Annotated in this window: 21 protein-coding genes and 1 riboswitch; of the genes, 19 read left to right on the top strand and 2 right to left on the bottom strand. The window is 36.0% G+C overall.

Going from position 1 to position 20,118, the window contains the following annotated elements; all coding sequences use genetic code 11:
* Positions 1-419 precede the first annotated feature (419 nt).
* The 5 genes from KHA97_RS05635 (at position 420) to KHA97_RS05615 (ending at position 5,053) form a co-directional block, all read left to right on the top strand.
* Positions 420-1,046 (top strand): stage V sporulation protein AA, encoded by a 627-nt coding sequence (locus KHA97_RS05635; protein ID WP_213123725.1) that lies wholly within the window; start codon positions 420-422, stop codon positions 1,044-1,046.
* Positions 1,036-1,461: a stage V sporulation protein AB gene (locus tag KHA97_RS05630; RefSeq protein WP_213124324.1), complete on the top strand. Its 426-nt coding sequence runs from the start codon at positions 1,036-1,038 to the stop codon at positions 1,459-1,461. Before KHA97_RS05635 ends, KHA97_RS05630 begins: the two co-directional genes overlap by 11 nt.
* Before the next feature lie 25 nt (positions 1,462-1,486).
* Positions 1,487-2,971 (top strand): spore germination protein, encoded by a 1,485-nt coding sequence (locus KHA97_RS05625; RefSeq protein WP_213123724.1) that lies wholly within the window; start codon positions 1,487-1,489, stop codon positions 2,969-2,971.
* Positions 2,972-3,105: 134 nt separating this feature from the next.
* On the top strand, positions 3,106-4,425 hold the full coding sequence (gene lysA / locus KHA97_RS05620; protein WP_213123723.1) for a diaminopimelate decarboxylase: 1,320 nt from the start codon (positions 3,106-3,108) through the stop codon (positions 4,423-4,425).
* Positions 4,426-4,705: 280 nt separating this feature from the next.
* Positions 4,706-5,053, top strand: a complete 348-nt coding sequence (locus tag KHA97_RS05615; RefSeq protein WP_213123722.1) for a GNAT family N-acetyltransferase — start codon at positions 4,706-4,708, stop codon at positions 5,051-5,053.
* Between the two features lie 137 nt (positions 5,054-5,190).
* Here KHA97_RS05615 and KHA97_RS05610 read toward each other — a convergent pair whose 3' ends face one another.
* Positions 5,191-5,697, bottom strand: a complete 507-nt coding sequence (locus KHA97_RS05610) for a DUF309 domain-containing protein (RefSeq protein ID WP_213123721.1) — start codon at positions 5,695-5,697, stop codon at positions 5,191-5,193.
* 155 nt (positions 5,698-5,852) lie between these two features.
* Between KHA97_RS05610 and KHA97_RS05605 the strand changes: the two genes are divergently transcribed.
* The 14 genes from KHA97_RS05605 (at position 5,853) to KHA97_RS05540 (ending at position 19,679) form a co-directional block, all read left to right on the top strand.
* Positions 5,853-6,614 (top strand): segregation/condensation protein A, encoded by a 762-nt coding sequence (locus tag KHA97_RS05605; RefSeq protein WP_213123720.1) that lies wholly within the window; start codon positions 5,853-5,855, stop codon positions 6,612-6,614.
* Positions 6,592-7,185 carry an SMC-Scp complex subunit ScpB gene (scpB, locus tag KHA97_RS05600; protein ID WP_213123719.1) on the top strand — a complete coding sequence of 198 codons (594 nt, stop codon included), beginning with the start codon at positions 6,592-6,594 and terminating at the stop codon, positions 7,183-7,185. Before KHA97_RS05605 ends, scpB begins: the two co-directional genes overlap by 23 nt.
* Positions 7,186-7,558: 373 nt before the next feature.
* Entirely contained in the window at positions 7,559-8,704 is a 1,146-nt protein-coding gene (locus KHA97_RS05595; RefSeq protein ID WP_213123718.1) for a D-alanyl-D-alanine carboxypeptidase family protein, read from the top strand.
* A complete protein-coding gene (locus KHA97_RS05590) occupies positions 8,697-9,290 on the top strand; it encodes a nucleoside recognition domain-containing protein (protein WP_213123717.1) in 594 nt (197 codons plus the stop codon). The genes KHA97_RS05595 and KHA97_RS05590 overlap by 8 nt, the downstream gene beginning before the upstream one ends.
* 1 nt (position 9,291) lies before the next feature.
* Positions 9,292-9,825 carry a spore maturation protein gene (locus KHA97_RS05585; protein WP_213123716.1) on the top strand — a complete coding sequence of 178 codons (534 nt, stop codon included), beginning with the start codon at positions 9,292-9,294 and terminating at the stop codon, positions 9,823-9,825.
* A 135-nt stretch (positions 9,826-9,960) separates the two neighbouring features.
* Positions 9,961-10,704, top strand: coding sequence for a pseudouridine synthase (locus KHA97_RS05580; protein WP_213123715.1), 744 nt, complete (start codon positions 9,961-9,963; stop codon positions 10,702-10,704).
* Between the two features lie 101 nt (positions 10,705-10,805).
* A complete protein-coding gene (gene resA / locus KHA97_RS05575; RefSeq protein WP_213123714.1) occupies positions 10,806-11,339 on the top strand; it encodes a thiol-disulfide oxidoreductase ResA in 534 nt (177 codons plus the stop codon).
* A 15-nt stretch (positions 11,340-11,354) separates the two neighbouring features.
* On the top strand, positions 11,355-12,980 hold the full coding sequence (locus tag KHA97_RS05570) for a cytochrome c biogenesis protein ResB (protein WP_213123713.1): 1,626 nt from the start codon (positions 11,355-11,357) through the stop codon (positions 12,978-12,980).
* 85 nt (positions 12,981-13,065) lie between these two features.
* Positions 13,066-14,259 carry a c-type cytochrome biogenesis protein CcsB gene (ccsB, locus tag KHA97_RS05565; RefSeq protein WP_213123712.1) on the top strand — a complete coding sequence of 398 codons (1,194 nt, stop codon included), beginning with the start codon at positions 13,066-13,068 and terminating at the stop codon, positions 14,257-14,259.
* Positions 14,260-14,345: 86 nt separating this feature from the next.
* On the top strand, positions 14,346-15,062 hold the full coding sequence (locus KHA97_RS05560; protein WP_213123711.1) for a response regulator transcription factor: 717 nt from the start codon (positions 14,346-14,348) through the stop codon (positions 15,060-15,062).
* The gene (locus KHA97_RS05555) at positions 15,059-16,831 is read left to right on the top strand and encodes an ATP-binding protein (RefSeq protein WP_213123710.1); all 1,773 of its coding nucleotides are present in this window, start codon (positions 15,059-15,061) and stop codon (positions 16,829-16,831) included. The genes KHA97_RS05560 and KHA97_RS05555 overlap by 4 nt, the downstream gene beginning before the upstream one ends.
* A 203-nt stretch (positions 16,832-17,034) precedes the next feature.
* Complete coding sequence (gene sigX / locus KHA97_RS05550) at positions 17,035-17,574, top strand: RNA polymerase sigma factor SigX (protein WP_213123709.1); 540 nt, start codon at positions 17,035-17,037, stop codon at positions 17,572-17,574.
* Positions 17,561-18,739: a hypothetical protein gene (locus KHA97_RS05545; RefSeq protein WP_213123708.1), complete on the top strand. Its 1,179-nt coding sequence runs from the start codon at positions 17,561-17,563 to the stop codon at positions 18,737-18,739. Before sigX ends, KHA97_RS05545 begins: the two co-directional genes overlap by 14 nt.
* A gap of 69 nt (positions 18,740-18,808) precedes the next feature.
* A riboswitch (FMN riboswitch) is annotated at positions 18,809-18,943 on the top strand.
* A gap of 154 nt (positions 18,944-19,097) precedes the next feature.
* Positions 19,098-19,679: an ECF transporter S component gene (locus KHA97_RS05540; RefSeq protein ID WP_213123707.1), complete on the top strand. Its 582-nt coding sequence runs from the start codon at positions 19,098-19,100 to the stop codon at positions 19,677-19,679.
* A gap of 33 nt (positions 19,680-19,712) precedes the next feature.
* Here KHA97_RS05540 and KHA97_RS05535 read toward each other — a convergent pair whose 3' ends face one another.
* A complete protein-coding gene (locus tag KHA97_RS05535; RefSeq protein WP_213123706.1) occupies positions 19,713-19,961 on the bottom strand; it encodes a ferredoxin in 249 nt (82 codons plus the stop codon).
* Between the last annotated feature and the right edge of the window lie 157 nt (positions 19,962-20,118).

Here is a 20,118-nt window from a genome sequence, read left to right as displayed (position 1 = left end):
ACAGGCATCGATGTGTTCTTTAAGATTTGCCTCATTTTCCTGCATGAAACAATATTGGTTTTCACATACTAATATAGCTCATTAAGTAAATTCAAATGAAGAGTAATGGAAGTATCATTCGAATAGGTGCTGATCGTGCTCATAAAACAAGCAGCGAAAGACCTAAGAAGGTTTATTGGTACCCTTCATGCTCGTAAATCGTACATTGAAGGACCCCATACCACGTAATTAATGCCCTTTGTGTTCGAAAAATACTTAGAGGAGTTTCTCAATCGGCTGATTAATTCCTCTCAATATCAAAAATCGAATTGCAAATTCCTCAGAACCATATTGGTATCTCCCTCCTGCAAAAGGTAAAAAAACTTAATGGCAAGCTTTGAAAAATACTAGAAAATCAAGACATGCAGGAAGTGAAATTAATGGTAAATACCATTTATGTTCGAATGCGAAGTCGTGTAGAAACAAAAGAGTGTAAGAAAATCACCCTTTCGCAAACTGCACAAATTATTGCACCAGATCAATATTTTCAAGATTTGCACAATCTTATTGTTTACGAACTTAGTAAAAATGATAATCAACTTGTTGTTCTTGATGTGATGCGCGTAATTAATATCATTTCATTACATTTTCCAGATTGTGAAGTTCAAACTATCGGTCCATCACAAACAATCATAGAGGTTATAAAGAAAAAGAAGTTAACATCTTGGCCCTTATTTCTTTTTGTATGGCTATTGCTTTTTACCGGGTCTGGATTAGCTATTCTAAACTTCCATGAAGAAGTAAGTATGCAGGCTGTTCACCAAAAGTTATATTGGATCATTACAGGTAAAGAAGTCACAAAGCCTCTTTTGCTTCAGATTCCCTATTCATTTGGCATTGGCATGGGGATGATTTTGTTTTTTAATCATATTTTCAAAAAAAGATTCAATGAAGAACCAAGTCCTTTAGAAATTGAAATGTTTAATTACCAGCAGGACCTTGATCATTATGTGACAATAAAACAAAACAATGAAAGTGTTAAACGTCTAGATGGTGATGGTGATTGAGAAAGTAATAGTCATATTAATTGGCTTGGCAGGAGGCTTAGCAGTAGGTAGTGGGTTTGTTGCTTTCTTAACTGTACTTGGCATTATACCCCGTCTAACTCAGTTAACGAAAACAGCTAGTCTAATTCATATTTATGAGTGGGCCGTAATCCTCGGGGCGGTTTGTCTAGGATGGATCGATCTACGAAATCAATCTCTACATATAGAAGTTTCTTTTATTAGTGCCATAGTCGGTCTGTTATGCGGAATTTTTATCGGAATGCTTGCTGCAGCTCTAACAGAGGTACTTAATGTTATCCCGATACTGTCCAAGCGAATTGGGCTTGAAAAACAATTGTTAACTTTATTGATGGCAATTGTACTTGGAAAGATTATAGGTTCTTTGTTTCAATGGCTTTATTTTAATAATATTTGACGGAAACCAAAAGGGAGCAGATAGTATGTCAACTAGGTATCAAACAGGAAAGGATGCAATTGACAAAAACCTTGATGATCTTGAAAGATATTTCAAAGAAAGGGTTGGATTAGGAACAAGCTTCGATTTAGGTAATAGGAAATTTGTTGTTTTAAAAAAACAAGTGCAAATATTTTACGTAAACGGTTTAGTTGATACATTGTTTATTACGAATATTATAAAGGAATTAGTCAATCTCAATGATCATGAAAAACGATCAGCAAAAATTTATGATTTAATAGAAAATCGGATAGTCCATGAATCAGTGGAAAAAGTGAAGACTAAAGATGAGATGGTTGATCAAGTGTTAGCCGGGCTTATAGGACTTGTTGTTGAAGGTGAGGGAGAAGCATTAATAATTGATGTCCGCTCTTACCCTGGCAGACAACCAGAAGAACCTGATACCGAAAAGGTGATTCGTGGTTCGAGGGATGGGTTTGTAGAAAACATTATAGTAAATACAGCCTTAACTCGAAGACGCATTCGGGATGAACGTCTAAGATTTGAAATAATAAAAATTGGGGAAAGATCAAAAACAGATGTGGCAATTGGGTATATAAAGGGTGTTGCTAATCCTGATTTGATTAAGACCATTAAAAAGGAATTATCTAGTATTGATATAGATGGCATCACAATGGCGGATAAAACAATTGAGGAATATATAGTGAAGCAAGGTTATACTCCATATCCGCTTGTAAGGTATACAGAAAGAGCGGACGTTGGAGCCATTCATTTACTTGAAGGGCATGTGCTTATTTATATTGATACTTCCCCTAGTGTTATTATTACCCCGGCTACTTTTTTCCATCATGTTCAACACGTTGAAGAATATAGACAATCGCCTGCAGTTGGGACATTCGTACGTTGGACAAGATTTCTGGGTATTTGGGCATCCATTTTTCTACTGCCTTTATGGTTTTTATTTGCAATAGAACCTTCTTTGCTTCCAGATAAATTGTCTTTTATAGGACCAAATGAACAATCTGATATTCCGTTAATCTTTCAATTGCTAATCGCGGATCTAGGTGTGGAGTTTTTAAGGATAGCAGCCATTCATACTCCAACTCCTTTAGCAACAGCAATGGGATTAATTGCAGCTGTATTAATTGGGCAAATAGCGGTGGATGTAGGATTATTTCAATCAGAAGTTATTCTATATGTTGCTATAGCGGCGGTAGGAACATTTTCAACTCCTAGTTATGAGTTAAGTGTTGCAAATAAAATAATTAGAATGTTTCTGTTACTGAGTGTGGCAATTTTCAAAGCACCAGGATTAATAATTGGAGTGACAGTTTATATCATTTATTTAGCCCAACTGCGGCCTTTAAACGCTCCTTATCTATGGCCGGTTATACCCTTTAACCCTGCAGCATTTGTTCATATATTAATAAGGCGTACTGTTCCAGGCGCACTGCTGAGACCGAGCATCGTCCATCCCCGGGATCGTTTTCGACAGCCGCCTAAATCATAATGAGTCCATTGCAGAATTAATTATTGTGTGGTAAAGTTTATGCTACTTATTAGGAAGAAAAAAACTACACTTCCAGTACGAGAATAGATTAAATGTTGAGTCATAGCGGCTTGTAAGTTAGCGGAGGGAGAAACATGCATTTACATGGTACGGCAAAAATTAATCAAAATGGACACTTGGAAATAGGGGGCAAAGATACAGTGGAGCTTGCAGAAAAATATGGTACTCCACTATATGTATACGATGTCGAACTGATTCGAAAGCGAGCAAGAGCTTTTAAAAATACATTTACTAAGTTAGGTGTTCCTGCACAAGTAGCATATGCAAGCAAAGCGTTTTCCACAATTGCTATGTTGGAGCTTATTAAAGAAGAAGGCCTCTCGCTCGATGTAGTTTCTGGAGGAGAGCTCTATACAGCAATTAAAGCGGACTTCCCTGTAGAAAAAATTCACTTTCATGGTAATAATAAAAGTGATGAAGAACTTAAGATGGCTTTAGATTACAAAATCGGCTGTATCGTAGTCGATAATTTTCACGAGCTTCATACACTGCATCATCTTTGCTCAGAAAGGGATCAAAAAGTAAATATATTATTAAGGGTTACACCAGGAATAGAAGCCCATACACATGATTATATTTTGACTGGGCAAGAGGACTCCAAGTTTGGTTTTGATTTACAAAATGGCCAAGCAGAGACTGCATTAATTTTTGCTATAGAAAGCAACTATTTGAATGTATTAGGCTTGCATTGCCATATTGGTTCTCAAATTTTTGAAACAATTGGCTTTATATTGGCAGCAAGAAAAATTCTTGATAAAATGTCAAAATGGCAAGAAGAACTAAATTTTACACCAAGTGTTTTAAATTTAGGTGGAGGATTCGGTATTCGCTATACAGATGAAGATACACCATTAGATCCTTCTAGTTACGTTGAGGAAATGATTAATGAGGTAAAAAAGGAAACCGAACGTCTTTCTCTTCCTATGCCTGAAATTTGGATTGAACCAGGCAGATCACTTGTCGGGGATGCCGGTACAACTTTATATTCGATTGGATCAAGTAAGGATGTTCCGAATATTAGGAAATACCTTGCTGTTGATGGCGGTATGACAGATAATATTAGACCAGCTTTATATGATGCTAAATATGAAGCTTTATTAGCAAATCGTGCAAATGAGCAACCGAAAGAAAAAGTATCCATTGCAGGTAAATGTTGTGAATCAGGCGATATGTTAATTTGGGACTTGCCATTACCCGATGCTGGAACGAATGATATACTCGCGGTATTTTGTACAGGTGCCTATGGATATTCGATGGCAAATAACTATAACCGTATCCCTAGACCTCCTGTAGTATTTGTAGAAAACGAGCACGATCAACTTGTTGTTAAAAGAGAATCATACGAAGATTTATTAAGACTTGATCTTCCTTTTAAAGAAAAAACAAAGATTTAATATGATGGAGGATTTTAAACCTTTTCTATTAAGTTGCATAGATAAGAATTAGCTTGTACAATTAATTTTATGGTCGCACCTTTTATTAAGGTGTGCTTAAGATGGTGTAAGGGAGTCAGTTCTTTGCGTAACAAGAATATTATCGTATTTGTCTTGATCTTCATCATAGCCATTTTATGGGGAGTTAGTTATTGGTTGTTTATTGCACCAAATCGTTAATCGCCTCTTTTTGATCCGTTAACAGCTTTCAGCTGGAAAAAAGTTAAACGAGGGGTCTATTATGTTAATTCGATATAAGAAAGCCTATGAAAAGATCGCTATGGGTCTTCTCTCATTTATGCCGAATGAGAAAGACCTAAAGAAATTACAACAGACAATTAAAAATTATGAATCTGAAGATAATTGGCAGCTTTTTTTATGGAAAGAAGAAGATATTACAGGATTGATAGGTGTAGTTCTCACAGACGATACAGTGGAAGTTCAGCATATATCAGTTAATCCTTCCCATCGATATGAAGGAATTGGAAAAAATATGTTATTATCCATAAAGCAGATTTATCAGGATAAGGACGTCATTCCTGGCGAGTATACAGCAGCATTTTTTGATAAATGTGATATGGATTATTAAAAAGAAGAGAAGCATCTGCAGCGACATTACAAGTAACTGTTTTTACTATTCGTAGTAATAAGAAACAGAAATTTACTAGTCAACTGCTTTTGCCAGACAATAAAAAAACCGGGCTGCATTTAAAAAATGCCCGGTTTTTATTGTACAAGTGCATATTGTCTTTTAGAAATAACTTTTGAACGTTTTCGTAGTATATGTTTATGAACAATGCTATCAGGAGCTTCGTCAACTAGAATTCCCCATGCATTTCCTCTATTAGCACATTTCTCTTTACAAAAAGCCAATAACGATTGATCATATATCGGAAGAATGATCGGTTTGTATGGCATTTTATGATGCATCCTTGCCTTGCTAATATTAAGTTCCTTGATCAATTCCTCATAATCAATGCCTAGCGTACATACTTCTATTTCTTTATATGATAAAAGGTGGATAGCTTTATCGATTAATTTTAAGGAACCTTTTATATTTCCTCTCCGATAATGATAAAAACTGACAGCAATTTGAATAAGACCCACCCAAATTGAATCCCTGGCCATACCATAATTTTTCCAATGATCCTCTAACACTTCATGGCATTCAAAATAATCACGATCACCATGAAAATGGATTAGAAATGATACATAAGCTTCAGAAAACGGCAATTATTCTACTCCTTCCTAATTCAATATCTATTATTATAACATGACATTTTAAAAGGAATTAGGTACTTTATAGTAATTTTTCTTCATTTTCCAGCCGTCCTATTATATGATAATAAAGGCTTATACATTAATAATTGTGCGAAATCGGTGATAAAATGGAATATCTTGTTAAAATAGATGCCTTTGAAGGCCCGCTTGATTTATTGCTGCATTTGATTAATCGTTTAGAAATAGATATATATGATATACCTATGGCGGAAATTACAGAACAATATTTATATTATATTCATACAATGTCTGAATTGCAGCTTGATGTTGCAAGTGAGTACTTGGTAATGGCCGCTACATTACTGGCTATTAAAAGTAAGATGCTATTGCCTAAATATGATGAAGATATGGATGAAGAATATTTTTACGAAGAAGAAGATCCCCGGGATGAATTAGTAGAACAGCTTATTGAATATAAGCGATATAAGGAAGCTGCCGAAGCATTAAAGCAAAAAGAATTTGAGAGGGGTCAAATGTATACGAAGCCGCCAATTGATCTCTCGCCATATGCGGACAAAAGTCAGCATGAATTAATTGAGTATGGTTTTTCCATTTATGATATGCTTGGTGCATATCATAAGTTAATAAGAAGGAAAAAACTTCAAAAGCCATTATCAACTAAAATTACTCATCAAGACGTATCGATAGATGATAGAATGGCAGAAATACTGGATGAACTTAAACATCGGAATACTCGTACTAGTTTTTATAATATGTTTCCGCATGATGACCGAGGACATATTGTCATTACGTTTCTGGCAATGTTGGAATTAATGAAGCGAAATGAAATCATTGTTGAACAAGATGAGATATTTGGAGAAATTTATTTAACTGCTAGAAGGGAGAATGAGGCTATTGGAGGATTCTAAGCTACTAGGTATTCTCGAATGCCTTTTATTCGCAGCAGGCGATGAAGGTTTATCGTTGAAACAAATATGTTCTACAATGGACATTGGTGAGGAAAAAGCCATGTCCTTAATAAACGAACTTCAAACAAATTATAATCAAGACCCTAACCGTGGTATTACAGTAACAGCCTTAGCGGAAACTTATCAGCTAGCTACAAAGAGGGAATTTGCTGATTATTTAGCAAGGCTAGTAGAAAGTCCGGGATCATCAACACTATCTCAAGCTGGTCTTGAAACTCTGGCGATTATTGCTTATAAACAGCCGATTACGAGAATGGAAATAGAAGAAGTAAGGGGAGTTAAAACAGAAAGGCCTCTTCAAACGTTAATCGCCAAGGGGCTAATTATGGAAGTAGGAAGAGCTGAAGGTACAGGAAGAGCAAAATTATATGGAACGACAAGGGAATTTCTTGACTATTTTGGCCTAAATCATTTAAAAGAACTTCCCGAACTTCCAAAACAACTGGATGAAGATGAACTTCAAGAAGATGCAGATTTATTTTTCTCCACATTTAAAGATCAAATTGAATAATTAAACATTCAACTACCGGTAGAGCATGTCCGGTAGTTTTTTAATTAATTCGAAGCATCGATGATCAAGGCGCTTACGCTTTTCTTGTCCAGCTCCAGCGCCTATCGACTAGCAAACTTCTTGTCCTTTTCCCTCCGATAAGTCAACATCGATTCATCCTTACGGATTCATCGTGTTTCCTTTATCTCAGTCAAAGGCCCAAAAAAGGAACGTCGACTAAACCCGCCACGTCCTTATGTCTTCGTCGACGGACCCACATCCTGTGGGCCTGTACGTCGATAAACAGGCGCTTACGCTTTTCTTGTCATAACATCGGACAAACAGCATAGACTTGTACAAATAAAACAATGGCATATTTGTGGGGAGCGGAAGAATGAGAGCAGGAAGAGTAGCGGCAATTATATGTTCTTGTTTACTGTTAATTCAGATGCTTTATATTCCAAGAGAAACATCTGCAGCCGTAAATATTCCAGTAAGTGCGTCGGCTGCAATTTTAATGGAAAAAGATTCGGGAAGAGTGTTATTTGAAAAAAATGCTCATGAAATACATAGAATTGCATCTATTACGAAAATAATGACCGCCATTCTTGCGATCGAATCAGGAAAGATGAATGAAGTTGTCACAATAAAAAAACAGGCAGTTTATGCAGAAGGCTCATCGATCTATCTTCAAATGGGTGAAAAAATAAAACTAGAAGATCTTGTATACGGCCTTATGCTCAGGTCGGGAAACGATGCAGCCAATGCGATCGCTGATTATATAGGAGGCAGTATTGAGGGGTTTGTCTTTTTAATGAATCAGAAAGCAGAGGAATTGGGAATGACAAATACAAAATTTGCAAATCCCCATGGATTAGATGACAGTGAAAATCATTATTCAACTGCTTATGATATGGCGTTATTGACTCGATACGCCATGAATAATAAAGAATATAAAACAATTTCGGGAACGAAAGTGTATAAATTTCAAAGAGAAAATGGACCGCAAAGTTGGATCAATAAAAATCGCCTCTTAACTGAAAAATACAAGTATTGCACAGGCGGGAAAACTGGTTTTACTAAGAGGGCTGGCCGAACACTCGTTACAACTGCTGAAAAAAACGGAACTGAATTAATCGCTGTAACATTGAAAGCATCTGACGATTGGAATGACCATATCACCATGTATGAAAGAAGTTTTAAAGAATACCAGCCTAAAACAATCATTCCAAAAGGCACCCTTGCAATCAATGCAAAAGGGATAAAAAACAAGGAATTATACGTAAAAAACACAATTATTTATCCACTATTAAAAGAAGAATATAGCGATATTCGAATAGAATATAAGCTTCATAACCCTAGTATATTGGCTAAGATGAATGGCGGAAGAGTTGGAACGGCGATATTTCACTTTCAAGATAAACCTGTAGAAAAAGTTCCTATTTATATCAGACAAACACATAAAAAGCATGAAGAAAGCTGGTGGGAGAAATTAAAGAATATTTTATTTAGCCAGATGGGTGTGATTTTCTATGATTAATTATATTTGGGTCGGGATGACCGTAATCGGCTTAATCTTTGCGGCTATTAATGGAAAAATGAAAGATGTCAATGAGGCGATATTTCATTCCGCAAATGAAGCGGTGACCTTATGTATTGGCTTAATTAGTATTCTAGTCTTTTGGTTAGGCATGATGCGAATCGCACAAGAATCGGGACTTTTAAATAAGCTTTCAAATCTTTGTAAGCCTATGATTTTAAAACTATTTCCAGAAGTACCTGAAGATCATCCGGCCGTCGGATATATTTTATCTAACATCATTGCCAATATGTTGGGCTTAGGGAATGCTGCTACACCTTTAGGCATTAAAGCGATGGAACAGCTTAAAGAGCTTAATGGTGGAAAAAATGTTGCCTCCCGGTCCATGATTACCTTCCTAGCATTAAATACCTCTGGATTGACTCTCATTCCAACAACAGTGCTAGCAATTAGAATGAACTATCAATCGGCTTCTCCTACTGAAATTGTTGGACCTACTTTATTAGCAACAATATGTGCTACCATTTTTGCAATAATAATAGATAGATATTTTTATATGCGCCGAAGTAGAAAGGGCGTGAAGTAGGTTGGAGATTGTATCACTCATATCATTATGGATTATTCCTGTCATAATAGGAGTGATTCTTGTTTACAGTACAATAAAAAAAGTACCAACGTATGAGCATTTTGTGGAAGGCGGGAAGGAAGGCATAAAAATAGCCGTTTCCATTATTCCTTTTTTAGTAGGGATGCTTGTAGCCATAACAGTTTTTAGAACTTCAGGAGCGCTTGATTTTTTCATAGATCTTTTAAGACCACTATTAAATACAATAGGAGTTCCTGCCGAAGTAGTACCACTTGCGTTAATTAGACCGATATCGGGGAATGCGGCACTAGGATTAATGAGTGACTTACTTTCACAACATGGGCCGGATTCGTTTATTGGAAGGCTAGCATCAACCATTCAAGGCAGCACAGATACAACTTTTTATGTACTAACTGTATATTTTGGGGCAGTGGGAATTAAAAAAATGGGCGATGCTTTAAAAGTAGGATTATTAGCAGATCTCGTAGGTATTTCCGCAGCTATCATAATCGTAACGATAATGTTCAGTTCTTAATCTGGACATTTTTTTGTTTTTTTCTTAATAAAAAAGTTGTCTTTTTTTGATTTTAATGATACTTAATGTAATAATTCATTAAGTAAAAGCTAGACATATTCACGTTTTGCATTAAGTATGATGAGGTGAATGAAGGTGGAACGATTACAAAAAGTCATTGCTTATGCCGGGGTTGCATCCCGAAGAAAAGCAGAAGAATTGATCCTTCAAGGAAAAGTGAAAGTAAATGGACAGATTGTTAAGGAACTGGGAACGAAAGTGTCTTCCTCAGATAAAATTGAAGTGAATGAAATTCCTCTTGTTCAGGAAGAAAAAAAATACTTTTTATTTTATAAACCACGTGGTGTCATTTCAGCTGTAAAGGATGATAAGGGGAGAAAGGTAGTAACGGATTTTTTTCCGTATGTTGAAGAAAGAATTTATCCAATAGGAAGGCTTGATTATGATACATCTGGACTTTTAATTCTTTCGAATGATGGAGAATTTACTAATTTGCTTGCACATCCTCGTTATGGAGTTCCGAAAGTTTACATAGCGAAAGTGAAAGGAATTCCTCTTAAAGAATCGTTAAAGAAATTAGAACGTGGAATTCAACTTGAAGACGGGAAAACCGCACCTGCGAAAGTTAAATTACTTTCTTTGGATAAACGGAAAAGCAGCTCAATTATAGAGATCATTATTCATGAAGGCAGGAATCGACAAGTTAGAAGAATGATGGACGCAATAGGCCACCCAGTCCTAAAGCTTAAACGCGAACAATACGGTACGTTACATTTACGCGGTTTAAATGCTGGTGAGTCTCGAGAATTAACTCCTCATGAAGTGAAACAGCTTAGAACACTTGCAGAAACAGGAAAAGGTTGGCACCGAATTAATTGAAAATTTCACATAACCTTCAAAACATGCCCTAATAAGGTCAATTTAAGATGATATAATGAAAGATAAGTCTGGCAATATGCTGGGAGGTTAGATGATTTAAAATGTCGGAAAAGAAAAAAAGACGGCACTTGTTAAGAACGATTATTTTGGTCGTTCTACTAGCTGCAGTCGTATATACATTATATGCTAATTTTACGAAAGACAAGAATGAAAAAATAGCTGTCGGCGATCATGCACCAGACTTCGTACTAACGGATATGGATGGGAATAAGCATAGACTTTCTGATTATAAGGGACAAGGAGTATTTTTGAATTTTTGGGCAACGTGGTGTAAACCATGTGAAAGAGAAATGCCTTATATGGATAACCAATACCAAGCGTTTAAAGTCCAAGGAGTCGAAATCCTTGCCGTAAATGTTGGACAACCTGAATTTTCAATCAAAAAGTTTGTGCAACAGCATGATTTATCTTTTCCAATCCTAAAAGATTCTAATAAAGATGTCATGGCAGCTTATAATATATACAATTTACCAGCTACAATATTAATTGACCCTGAAGGGAAAATCATTGAAATTATTGAGGGAGAACTACCAGAGGAAAAAATAATTGCTATGATGGAAAGCATCAAGCCTTAAGTAGGAGAGCTAAACATGAAAGAAGTAAAATGCGAATGTGGACATGTGAATCCACCTGGCACTATTTTATGCGAAGCATGCGGGCGTGCCCTTACGGAAGAGGCGCAAAAAGAGAATTTGCATGATATGCGCTATGAAGGAAGTGCCCGCAGATCTCAAACATATAATAAAAGCGTGATAGATAAAGTATGGAACTTTTTTTCTTCTGTTAAAGTAGGTATTTGGCTAATCGTCATTACTTTGATCGCTTCATCACTTGGAACACTTTTACCTCAAGTGATGTATATACCACAGAATGTCGATCCCGCTACATATTATTCTGAACAATATGGAATACTTGGAACATTATATTATGTACTTGGATTTCATGACTTATATAGTTCTTGGTGGTATTTATTACTAATTGCTTCTATTGGAGTATCACTCGTTATTTGTAGTATTGATAGAGTTGTCCCTTTATATAGGGCCTTGAAAAATCAACGGGTAGGTAGACACGAAGGCTTTTTAAAGAGACAAAGATTGTATAATCGTGTAGAAGCATCGAATCAATCAGAACAAGACTTTGAAATAATCAAAAAGAGATTAAAAGATAGAAGGTACCGCATTCGAGAAGAAGACGGAAATATTTTAGCTGAAAAGGGCAGGTTTTCGCGATGGGGTCCGTACGTAAATCATATTGGACTTATTATATTTCTTATTGGTGGAATGCTTAGATTTGTACCAGGAATGTATGTAGATGAACAATTATGGCTTCGCGATGGCGAGATTAAAACGATTCCCGGAACGAATAAACAATATCTTTTAGAAAATAAAAAGTTTACAATGGAACTATATGATAAAGAAAAAGATAAAGCAGTATATGGTGCAGCTCTTGATAGAGTAGGGACCGTAGTTAAAAGTTTTGAATCTGATGTAGTTCTATATGAACGAGATACAGACAGCACTATTGGTGATACTGAAAATCTTAAACAAGTAAAAGAGGCAAAAATACGAGTGAACGAGCCTTTAAAGTTTGACCACTATGCCGTATATCAAATTGATTATAAACTAAATGAATTAAAGACAATGACCTTTAATTTCTTAAAAAAAGCTAATGAGGACATTAAAGGGGAAGTTACGATTGATTTATTTGATCCGCAGGAAGAATATGATCTAGGTGATGGTTATAAAGTGGAATTGCTTGGATATTATCCAGATTTCACTGGATTTGCGGAAAACGGGGAGCCACAAACAGATTCACAGACTCCGAATAATCCCGCCTTTTTATTTAATATGATTTCGCCTGAACATACTGATGGAGAAAAAAGTTTTACCGCCATTAGGCAGACAGTAGAACCTCTAGGTGAAACAGAGTATAAAATGGCGTTTAAAAATATTACAACACAAAATGCAACTGCTTTAATCGTAAGGAAAGATTTAACGTTATGGATTCTTGGAATTGGTGGGGCAATCTTCATGATTGGTGTTATCCAGGGCTCTTATTGGAATCACCGCCGTATATGGCTTCAAAAAATAAAAGGTGACGTGTTGATTGCAGCCCATACAAATAAAAACTGGTATGGATTGAAAAGAGAAATTGAAGTAATTGTCAAAGACACGACTGTTCCTGAACCAAATGATCAAAACGAGGCAAAAGCGTAATGCCTTTTGGCCGTTACAGACTACCCACGTCCTGTACGAGGGGCTATGTTAATGGGAAATCAAGGTCGAGAAAGTAGGAAAACAAATGAAAGATCTCGTACAATTAAGCGGTAATCTATTAGAAACAGCTTTTATTTTATATTTAATCGCAACACTATTTTTTGGTGGTGGAATCAGAGAGAATCGAGGGAAAGATAAAAGTGCCGGACCAAACAGATGGTCTAAAATTGCGATATTCATAACGATTCTTGGCTTTATATCACAGCTCGGATATTTCATTTTGCGTTGGATTGCAGGAGGACATGCACCTGTAAGCAATATGTTCGAATTTACAACATTTTTTGGGATGATGTTAGTAGGAGCATTCATCATTATTTACTTTATGTATAAACTAAACACACTTGGTATTTTTGCACTTGTTGTCTCTATGCTTTTAATCGCATATGCAAGCATGTTCCCAAAGGACATCAGCCCGCTCATCCCTTCACTTAATAGCCACTGGCTTTATATACATGTAACGACGGCAGCTATTGGTCAAGCAATACTATCATTGAGTTTTGTTGCAGGAGTTATTTACTTACTTAAATCAGTCGATACTGAAGCAAAAGGGAAACGTTCTTTTTGGCTGGAAGCCATTATGTACACTTTAATATTGGCTGTTGGATTTATGTTTGTATCAACCGCATTTTCTATTGCTGATTATAAAGCAGAGTTTAATTGGATTGATAAAGAAGGAAAAGAAAAAGTTGCTTCTTATGCAATGCCAGCTCTAGTAGGACCTCATGAAGGTCAGTTAGTTACTGAAAATAAATTGAATCCTAATATTTATATGCCAGCTATCATTGATGCTAAACGATTCAACTCCGTCATATGGACGCTAATAACAGGAACAATTTTATATTGGATTATTAGATTAATTTGCAGAAAACGCGTTAGCACTTTAGTAAAGCCACTCGTTAAAAAAGTAAATTTAGATTTAATAGATGAAGTAGGCTATCGCTCTGTTTTAATAGGATTTCCAGTTTTTGCATTAGGTGGCCTCATATTCGCTATGATTTGGGCGCAAATTGCATGGACTCGTTTCTGGGGGTGGGATCCTAAAGAAGTTTGGGCGCTTATTACCTTCTTATTCTACGCAGCATTTCTTCATTTGCGCCTTTCTAGAGGTTGGCATGGTGAAAAGTCTGCATGGCTGGCAGTCATAGGATTTGCAATAATAATGTTTAATCTTATTGCCGTGAATCTAGTTCTTGCAGGATTACATTCATATGCTGCCTAAAGTCATCTTATGGACCTCATTCTTTTTGTGAGGTCTATTTTATAATATGATATTAAAATAAGTATTTTTGCCAAGGGGGATTGTAAATGGAACAAAAAGTGAGAGTACTTGTAGTAGATGATGAGGATCGTATTCGTAGATTACTTAGAATGTATTTAGAAAGGGAAAATTATGAAATAGATGAAGCTGCTAACGGCGATGATGCACTTGAAATGGCGTTGCAGAATGATTATAGCTGCATTCTTCTAGATCTAATGATGCCCGGAAAAGATGGCATTGAAGTATGTAATGAGTTACGTGAGAATAAGTCTACACCTGTGATCATGCTAACGGCAAAAGGTGAAGAAACAAATCGGATTCAAGGATTTGAGGCTGGAACAGACGATTATATTGTAAAGCCATTTAGTCCACGGGAAGTTGTATTAAGGGTGAAAGCTTTACTTAGAAGAACCGCGCAAACTGAATTTTCGCAATCAGGAGCCTCAGCAAGAGACATCATTGTCTATCCGCATTTATCAATTGATCATGATGCCCATCGTGTAATGGCAGATGGAAATGAAGTTAACTTAACTCCAAAAGAATATGAATTGCTCCACTTTTTAGCTAAATCTCCGGATAAGGTGTTTGACCGTGAACATTTATTGAAAGAAGTTTGGCAATATGAATTTTTTGGAGATTTAAGAACGGTAGATACACATGTAAAAAGACTTCGTGAAAAATTAAATCGAGTATCGGAAAAAGCAGCAGGGATGATTGTGACTGTTTGGGGAGTAGGCTATAAATTCGAGGCAGGTAATGAATGAGATTATGGCGTAGTGTTGTAGGAAAACTATGGATGACCATTCTCCTCCTAGTTTCGTTTGTTCTAATCATCTTAACGATGCTTTTACTTGAGTTTTTTCAAAAATATCATGTAAGTCAAATTGAACAAGGTTTAACTGAGCAGGCGACTAAAATATCACGTATTATAGAAGCACATGCCCATGATGGATTAGGAGAAGAAATTGTTTTAGAAATACTGGATGAGCCGCTAGGAGTAGCGATTGCTTATAACAAAGATGACTTTTTATTTTCTCCAAATGGTTCCGTAAAAGGAATTATTCCAGCTGATACATTTTTAAAGGATAAGGATTTAGTTAAAGTTTTTTCAGAACGAAAAAAAGTAATGAAAGAAATCGCCCCTTCTGATATAGATTTAAAAGGCAACAGATATGATAATCTAATTGTCGCGGGTGTTCCGCTTAATATTGATGGGCAAAAAGGTGCTATATTTATATATCAATCCCTCGGTGTGCTAAAAGAAACTACTCAAAAAACGACGAAGCTTATTTTACTTGCAGCTGGGATTGCCATTATGTTAACAACATTTTTTGCCTTTTTCTTATCAACAAGAATCACTTCACCGTTAAGAAAAATGAAGGAAGCAGCTTTTGAGGTGTCAAAAGGAAAATTTGATACGAAAGTCCCTTTTTTAAGTCATGATGAAATTGGTGAATTAGCGATTGCTTTTAATCAAATGGGGAAAAGACTTAAAATCAATATGAGTGTTTTGAGTCAAGAAAAAGAGCAGTTGAAAAGTATATTGAGCAGTATGGCTGATGGTGTTATGACCTTTAGCCAAGGAGGTTCGATTTTGATCACAAACCCTCCAGCAGAGCGGTTTTTACAACAGTGGCATTTTGAAAATGAAAATGAGGCAAATCCTGTGCCTCCTGAATTAGACAACTTACTGTCACAAGCAATAAAGACTGAAACGGAACAAACAGGAGAACTTATTTTACAAGGCCGCTACTACGTCATCATCGTTAGCCCTCTTTATACACAAAATCAGGAAAGTGTTAGAGGAGCGGTTGCCGTCATTCGAGATATGACGGAAGAAAGAAGACTTGATAAATTGCGAATCGATTTTGTAGCCAATGTTTCACATGAACTAAGGACTCCGATATCCATGCTGCAAGGCTATAGCGAAGCAATTATTGACGATATGGCAGAATCCGAGGAAGAGAAGAAAGAACTCGCGAAAATCATATATGACGAATCGCTTCGAATAGGCCGTCTAGTCAATGAACTATTGGATTTGGCTAGGATGGAAGCAGGACATATTGCTCTTAATTATGAAGATGTTGATATTGAAAAATTCATTCATCGAATTATGAATAAATTTGGCGGTGTCGCAAGAGAGAATAAAGTTGATCTTCAAAGTAAAATCGAATCAAATGGTGAATCATTCCATATGGATGCCGATAGAATTGAACAAGTATTAACGAATTTAATTGACAATGCTATTCGACATACTCATGAACACGGGAACATTTTGATTACTCAAACGAGAAGCTCAAAAGGGATTACCATTTCAGTCCAAGATAATGGATCTGGCATCCCAGAAGAAGATCTCCCTTTTGTTTTTGAACGATTTTATAAAGCAGATAAAGCTCGAACAAGAGGTAGGGCCGGGACTGGTTTAGGATTAGCCATAGCGAAAAATATTATTGATGCACATAATGGACATATTTCCGTTCAAAGTAAATTAGGAAATGGCACTACCTTTACTTTCTTTATTCCAGAAATATAGATGAATATGTATAAGATGTTAATTAATCTTGTTTCATGAGAAACTAAAAAAATGGATTGGACAATCTTGAATTAAGTTGTTCAATCCGTTTTTATATGGGAGAATAAAAATGCTCGGTAAAAATTTTAACATAATTGTAATATAATAGAACTGTAACTTTTTTCCCGAAAAAACGACTAATCCATTAACGGGGAGGAGAATGTATGAACTCCGTGTTTAACGAATTATATACGAAATACCATCAAGATCTTTTTCAATTTCTTTATTATATGGTAAAAAATCGAGTAGAAGCCGAAGATTTAGTTCAGGAAGTTTATATCCGTGTGTTGAAAGCGTACGATAAATTTGAAGGGAAAAGCTCTGAAAAAACATGGCTTTTTTCCATCGCCAAAAATGTAGCGATTGATCACTTTCGAAAACAAAAGGGCTGGAAGGATCGTTTATTCGATAAATTTGATTGGGAACGCGGAGAAATAAAGGATTCAAAGATTCTTCCTGAAGAGATGGTTATTCAAAATGAAGAAGTAAAGATTTTGAAAGAGTGTCTCGATACGTGTACAACTAATCATCGGATCGTGTTGATCATGCGTTATTTAAATGGCCTATCGATAGCGGAAACTGCTGAGGCTTTAAATTGGAGCGAAAGCAAAGTAAAAACAACTCAACATAGAGCGTTAAAATCAATAAAGGTAAAAATGGAAAACGAACGGAGAAAGGAGGAAGATCGTCATGCGTCACTCTGATCGTGAAGATGATAAAATCATAAAATTAATAAAGCAGCTGCCATCCGTTGAAGATAAACGACCAATGGATGAAATATATCGAAATATTAAGCTGGGCATGAATAAAAAGGAAAGGAAGCCGATTTTTATTCCTGTCTTAACAAGTGTAGCTGGACTTTTAATATTCTTACTCGCATTTCCGTTCATTTTTCAAACAGCGCCGACTGATTATTTAAGTTCTCGTTCTAAAGAGTCTGCAGATTCAGGAGGCATGGCGAACCAAGCTGCTGAATCAAGAAAATTAGAAAAAGATATAAATCAGGATAATCAAGAAATCACAATGTATAGTGAAGAAACTACTGATAAAATCTCTACTTTAAACACGGCTGTGTATGAAAAAGATGCTTTAGAAAATGAAGTGTACACTTATGGTGTAGTGACAAAAGATGCCATAGTCATACCTATTACATTATTAAAGCCTGGAAAATCCAATGGAGATTGGATCAGTCAATATCGAAGTGAATCAAAAGTGTTTGACGCTCGTGAGTATGGTTTCCAAGATTTTTCTCCTCTAATGGATGCAATAGATATTGATAAAGAGACAGGGGAAGCAAAGGTCAAGATTAGTCCTGAAAATCGTCCATTTTTTGAAGCAAATGAAATGCTACTTAAGGATATGCTTCAATTTTTATTGCAACCTCAAGATGTCAATATGGTGAAATTTGTTAATGGAAATGAAGACCCTGTAGAACTCTCTCATTTTGGAGTACTCCAGGATCAAACTATAGAAAAGAATTTGAAAAGAGGCTATTTCTTATATCGAATTGACGAGAATTCTCAGTATCTCATTCCTGGTAATGGAGATTCAAAAACTCTAGAAGAAGCCTTGGAATACATGAAAACTAAACCAGACGACATTCATCATTCTGTTATCCCTGATGCTGTTTCTCCAGAAGTTGCTAAGGAAGATGCTTCAGACGTAACAATAAAATTTGATAAAACAATTGCATTGGATCAAGGTGATCAACTAAAAAATATGCAGCTCATAGAAGGGATTTTATTAACGGCAAAAGAATTCGGAAAAACGGAAGTTCAATTTGAAAATATCAAACCATCACATTGGGAAAACTTTCAATTTGATCAGCCTGTAAAAGTGCCAATTGCACCTAATCTCATTAAACGATAATAAGAAGCTTGTATGTATCTTCACATAAAAGAAAAAATAGTGTATAATAAAAAATGATAAAAAAATACGATTCATCTTCGGGGCGGGGTGAAATTCCCCACCGGCGGTAATGAGGCAATGCCTACAAGCCCGCGAGCCTTCAATAAGGCAGGATTTGGTGAGATTCCAAAGCCGACAGTAGAGTCTGGATGGGAGAAGATGAAGGATGCCTTTGTGTTCAAAATTGCAGGTTTTGAACACTTATTAAAGCATGCCTGATCAATCTCCCTCAAAGATATTTTCTTTGAGGGTTTTTCATTGGTGTGTGCGTTGGGCACCTTTCTTCAACGAGGGATGAATCTCCTAAGGAGAGAGGAAAATGAAGAAGTTAAGTGTAAAATCTATTGTAACAATTGGAATGCTCAGCAGCTTGTCATTCATTCTTATGCTGATCAAATTCCCAATACCACCATTTCCACCGTACTTAACGGTTGACTTTAGCGATATCCCTGCAATCATCGCTGCGTTAATGTTTGGACCGATTGCTGCTGTGCTCGTAGAATTATTCAAAAATATTTTGGATTACTTCATTTCAAGCAGTGCAACTGGAATTCCAATCGGCCATATTGCTAATTTTCTTGCAGGTATATTGTTTGTATTGCCTACTTATTATGTTTTTAAAGTGTTAAAGGCTAAATGGGGATTACTTGTTTCACTTATTGTCGGCACAGTTTTCATGGCTGTTTTCATGAGTGTCTTTAATTATTTTGTACTTCTACCGGCTTATATTGGTCTTCTTGGCTGGGAACCGATGAGTAGCGCAGCACTCCGTAAAATGGTTGTTGCATCGATACTCCCTTTCAATGTAGTAAAAGGTGTGATTATTACGATTGTATTTCTTTTACTATACAGCCGTCTAGGCAGTAGGTTAAGTAAGAATATGACAATTAAAAATGTATAAAAAGAAAAGGAGATGCTATATTTAGCATCTCCTTTATTCATACTTTAATGGGTCTCCATCGAATGGTGCATCTGCCACTTTAATGGAATCGGTTGGACAACCTTCAAAGGCATCTATTAAGTCATCTTCAAGTATATCTGGAATTTCTGCTGTTCCTTGATTATTGTCGAGGACAACATATGCTAGACCTTCATCATCATAATCATATATATCAGGTGCAGACGCTCCGCAAGCTCCACACGCAATACAAGTATCTTTATCTACAATCGTATATTTTGGCATTAAAAAGCCTCCTAATCCTTATCTATACTTAAAAACTCCAATTAACATGGAAAGTTTACTACCTATATTCTAAGTCTCTTAGAACTACATTTCAACAAATACGACGGTAGATCAATGTTTCTTTCCGCATGTCGAAAAAAACCAAATAAATGTAGAC

The sequence above is a fragment of the Lederbergia citri genome (assembly GCF_018343625.1).
GTDB lineage: Bacteria > Bacillota > Bacilli > Bacillales > Bacillaceae_C > Lederbergia > Lederbergia citri.
This window is presented reverse-complemented; position numbering and strand designations above follow the sequence as displayed.

What these genes read in the sequence shown, in the direction of transcription:
- KHA97_RS05560 (WP_213123711.1), top strand. Translation starts at nt 14,346, where the DNA reads ATGGAACAAAAAGTGAGAGTACTTGTAGTAGATGATGAGGATCGTATT.
- KHA97_RS05535 (WP_213123706.1), bottom strand. Translation starts at nt 19,961, where the DNA reads ATGCCAAAATATACGATTGTAGATAAAGATACTTGTATTGCGTGTGGA.
- KHA97_RS05570 (WP_213123713.1), top strand. Translation starts at nt 11,355, where the DNA reads ATGAAAGAAGTAAAATGCGAATGTGGACATGTGAATCCACCTGGCACT.
- sigX (WP_213123709.1), top strand. Translation starts at nt 17,035, where the DNA reads ATGAACTCCGTGTTTAACGAATTATATACGAAATACCATCAAGATCTT.
- KHA97_RS05555 (WP_213123710.1), top strand. Translation starts at nt 15,059, where the DNA reads ATGAGATTATGGCGTAGTGTTGTAGGAAAACTATGGATGACCATTCTC.
- KHA97_RS05630 (WP_213124324.1), top strand. Translation starts at nt 1,036, where the DNA reads ATGGTGATTGAGAAAGTAATAGTCATATTAATTGGCTTGGCAGGAGGC.
- KHA97_RS05605 (WP_213123720.1), top strand. Translation starts at nt 5,853, where the DNA reads ATGGAATATCTTGTTAAAATAGATGCCTTTGAAGGCCCGCTTGATTTA.
- KHA97_RS05540 (WP_213123707.1), top strand. Translation starts at nt 19,098, where the DNA reads ATGAAGAAGTTAAGTGTAAAATCTATTGTAACAATTGGAATGCTCAGC.
- resA (WP_213123714.1), top strand. Translation starts at nt 10,806, where the DNA reads ATGTCGGAAAAGAAAAAAAGACGGCACTTGTTAAGAACGATTATTTTG.
- scpB (WP_213123719.1), top strand. Translation starts at nt 6,592, where the DNA reads ATGAGGCTATTGGAGGATTCTAAGCTACTAGGTATTCTCGAATGCCTT.
- KHA97_RS05635 (WP_213123725.1), top strand. Translation starts at nt 420, where the DNA reads ATGGTAAATACCATTTATGTTCGAATGCGAAGTCGTGTAGAAACAAAA.
- KHA97_RS05595 (WP_213123718.1), top strand. Translation starts at nt 7,559, where the DNA reads ATGAGAGCAGGAAGAGTAGCGGCAATTATATGTTCTTGTTTACTGTTA.
- KHA97_RS05625 (WP_213123724.1), top strand. Translation starts at nt 1,487, where the DNA reads ATGTCAACTAGGTATCAAACAGGAAAGGATGCAATTGACAAAAACCTT.
- KHA97_RS05545 (WP_213123708.1), top strand. Translation starts at nt 17,561, where the DNA reads ATGCGTCACTCTGATCGTGAAGATGATAAAATCATAAAATTAATAAAG.
- ccsB (WP_213123712.1), top strand. Translation starts at nt 13,066, where the DNA reads ATGAAAGATCTCGTACAATTAAGCGGTAATCTATTAGAAACAGCTTTT.
- KHA97_RS05615 (WP_213123722.1), top strand. Translation starts at nt 4,706, where the DNA reads ATGTTAATTCGATATAAGAAAGCCTATGAAAAGATCGCTATGGGTCTT.
- KHA97_RS05590 (WP_213123717.1), top strand. Translation starts at nt 8,697, where the DNA reads ATGATTAATTATATTTGGGTCGGGATGACCGTAATCGGCTTAATCTTT.
- lysA (WP_213123723.1), top strand. Translation starts at nt 3,106, where the DNA reads ATGCATTTACATGGTACGGCAAAAATTAATCAAAATGGACACTTGGAA.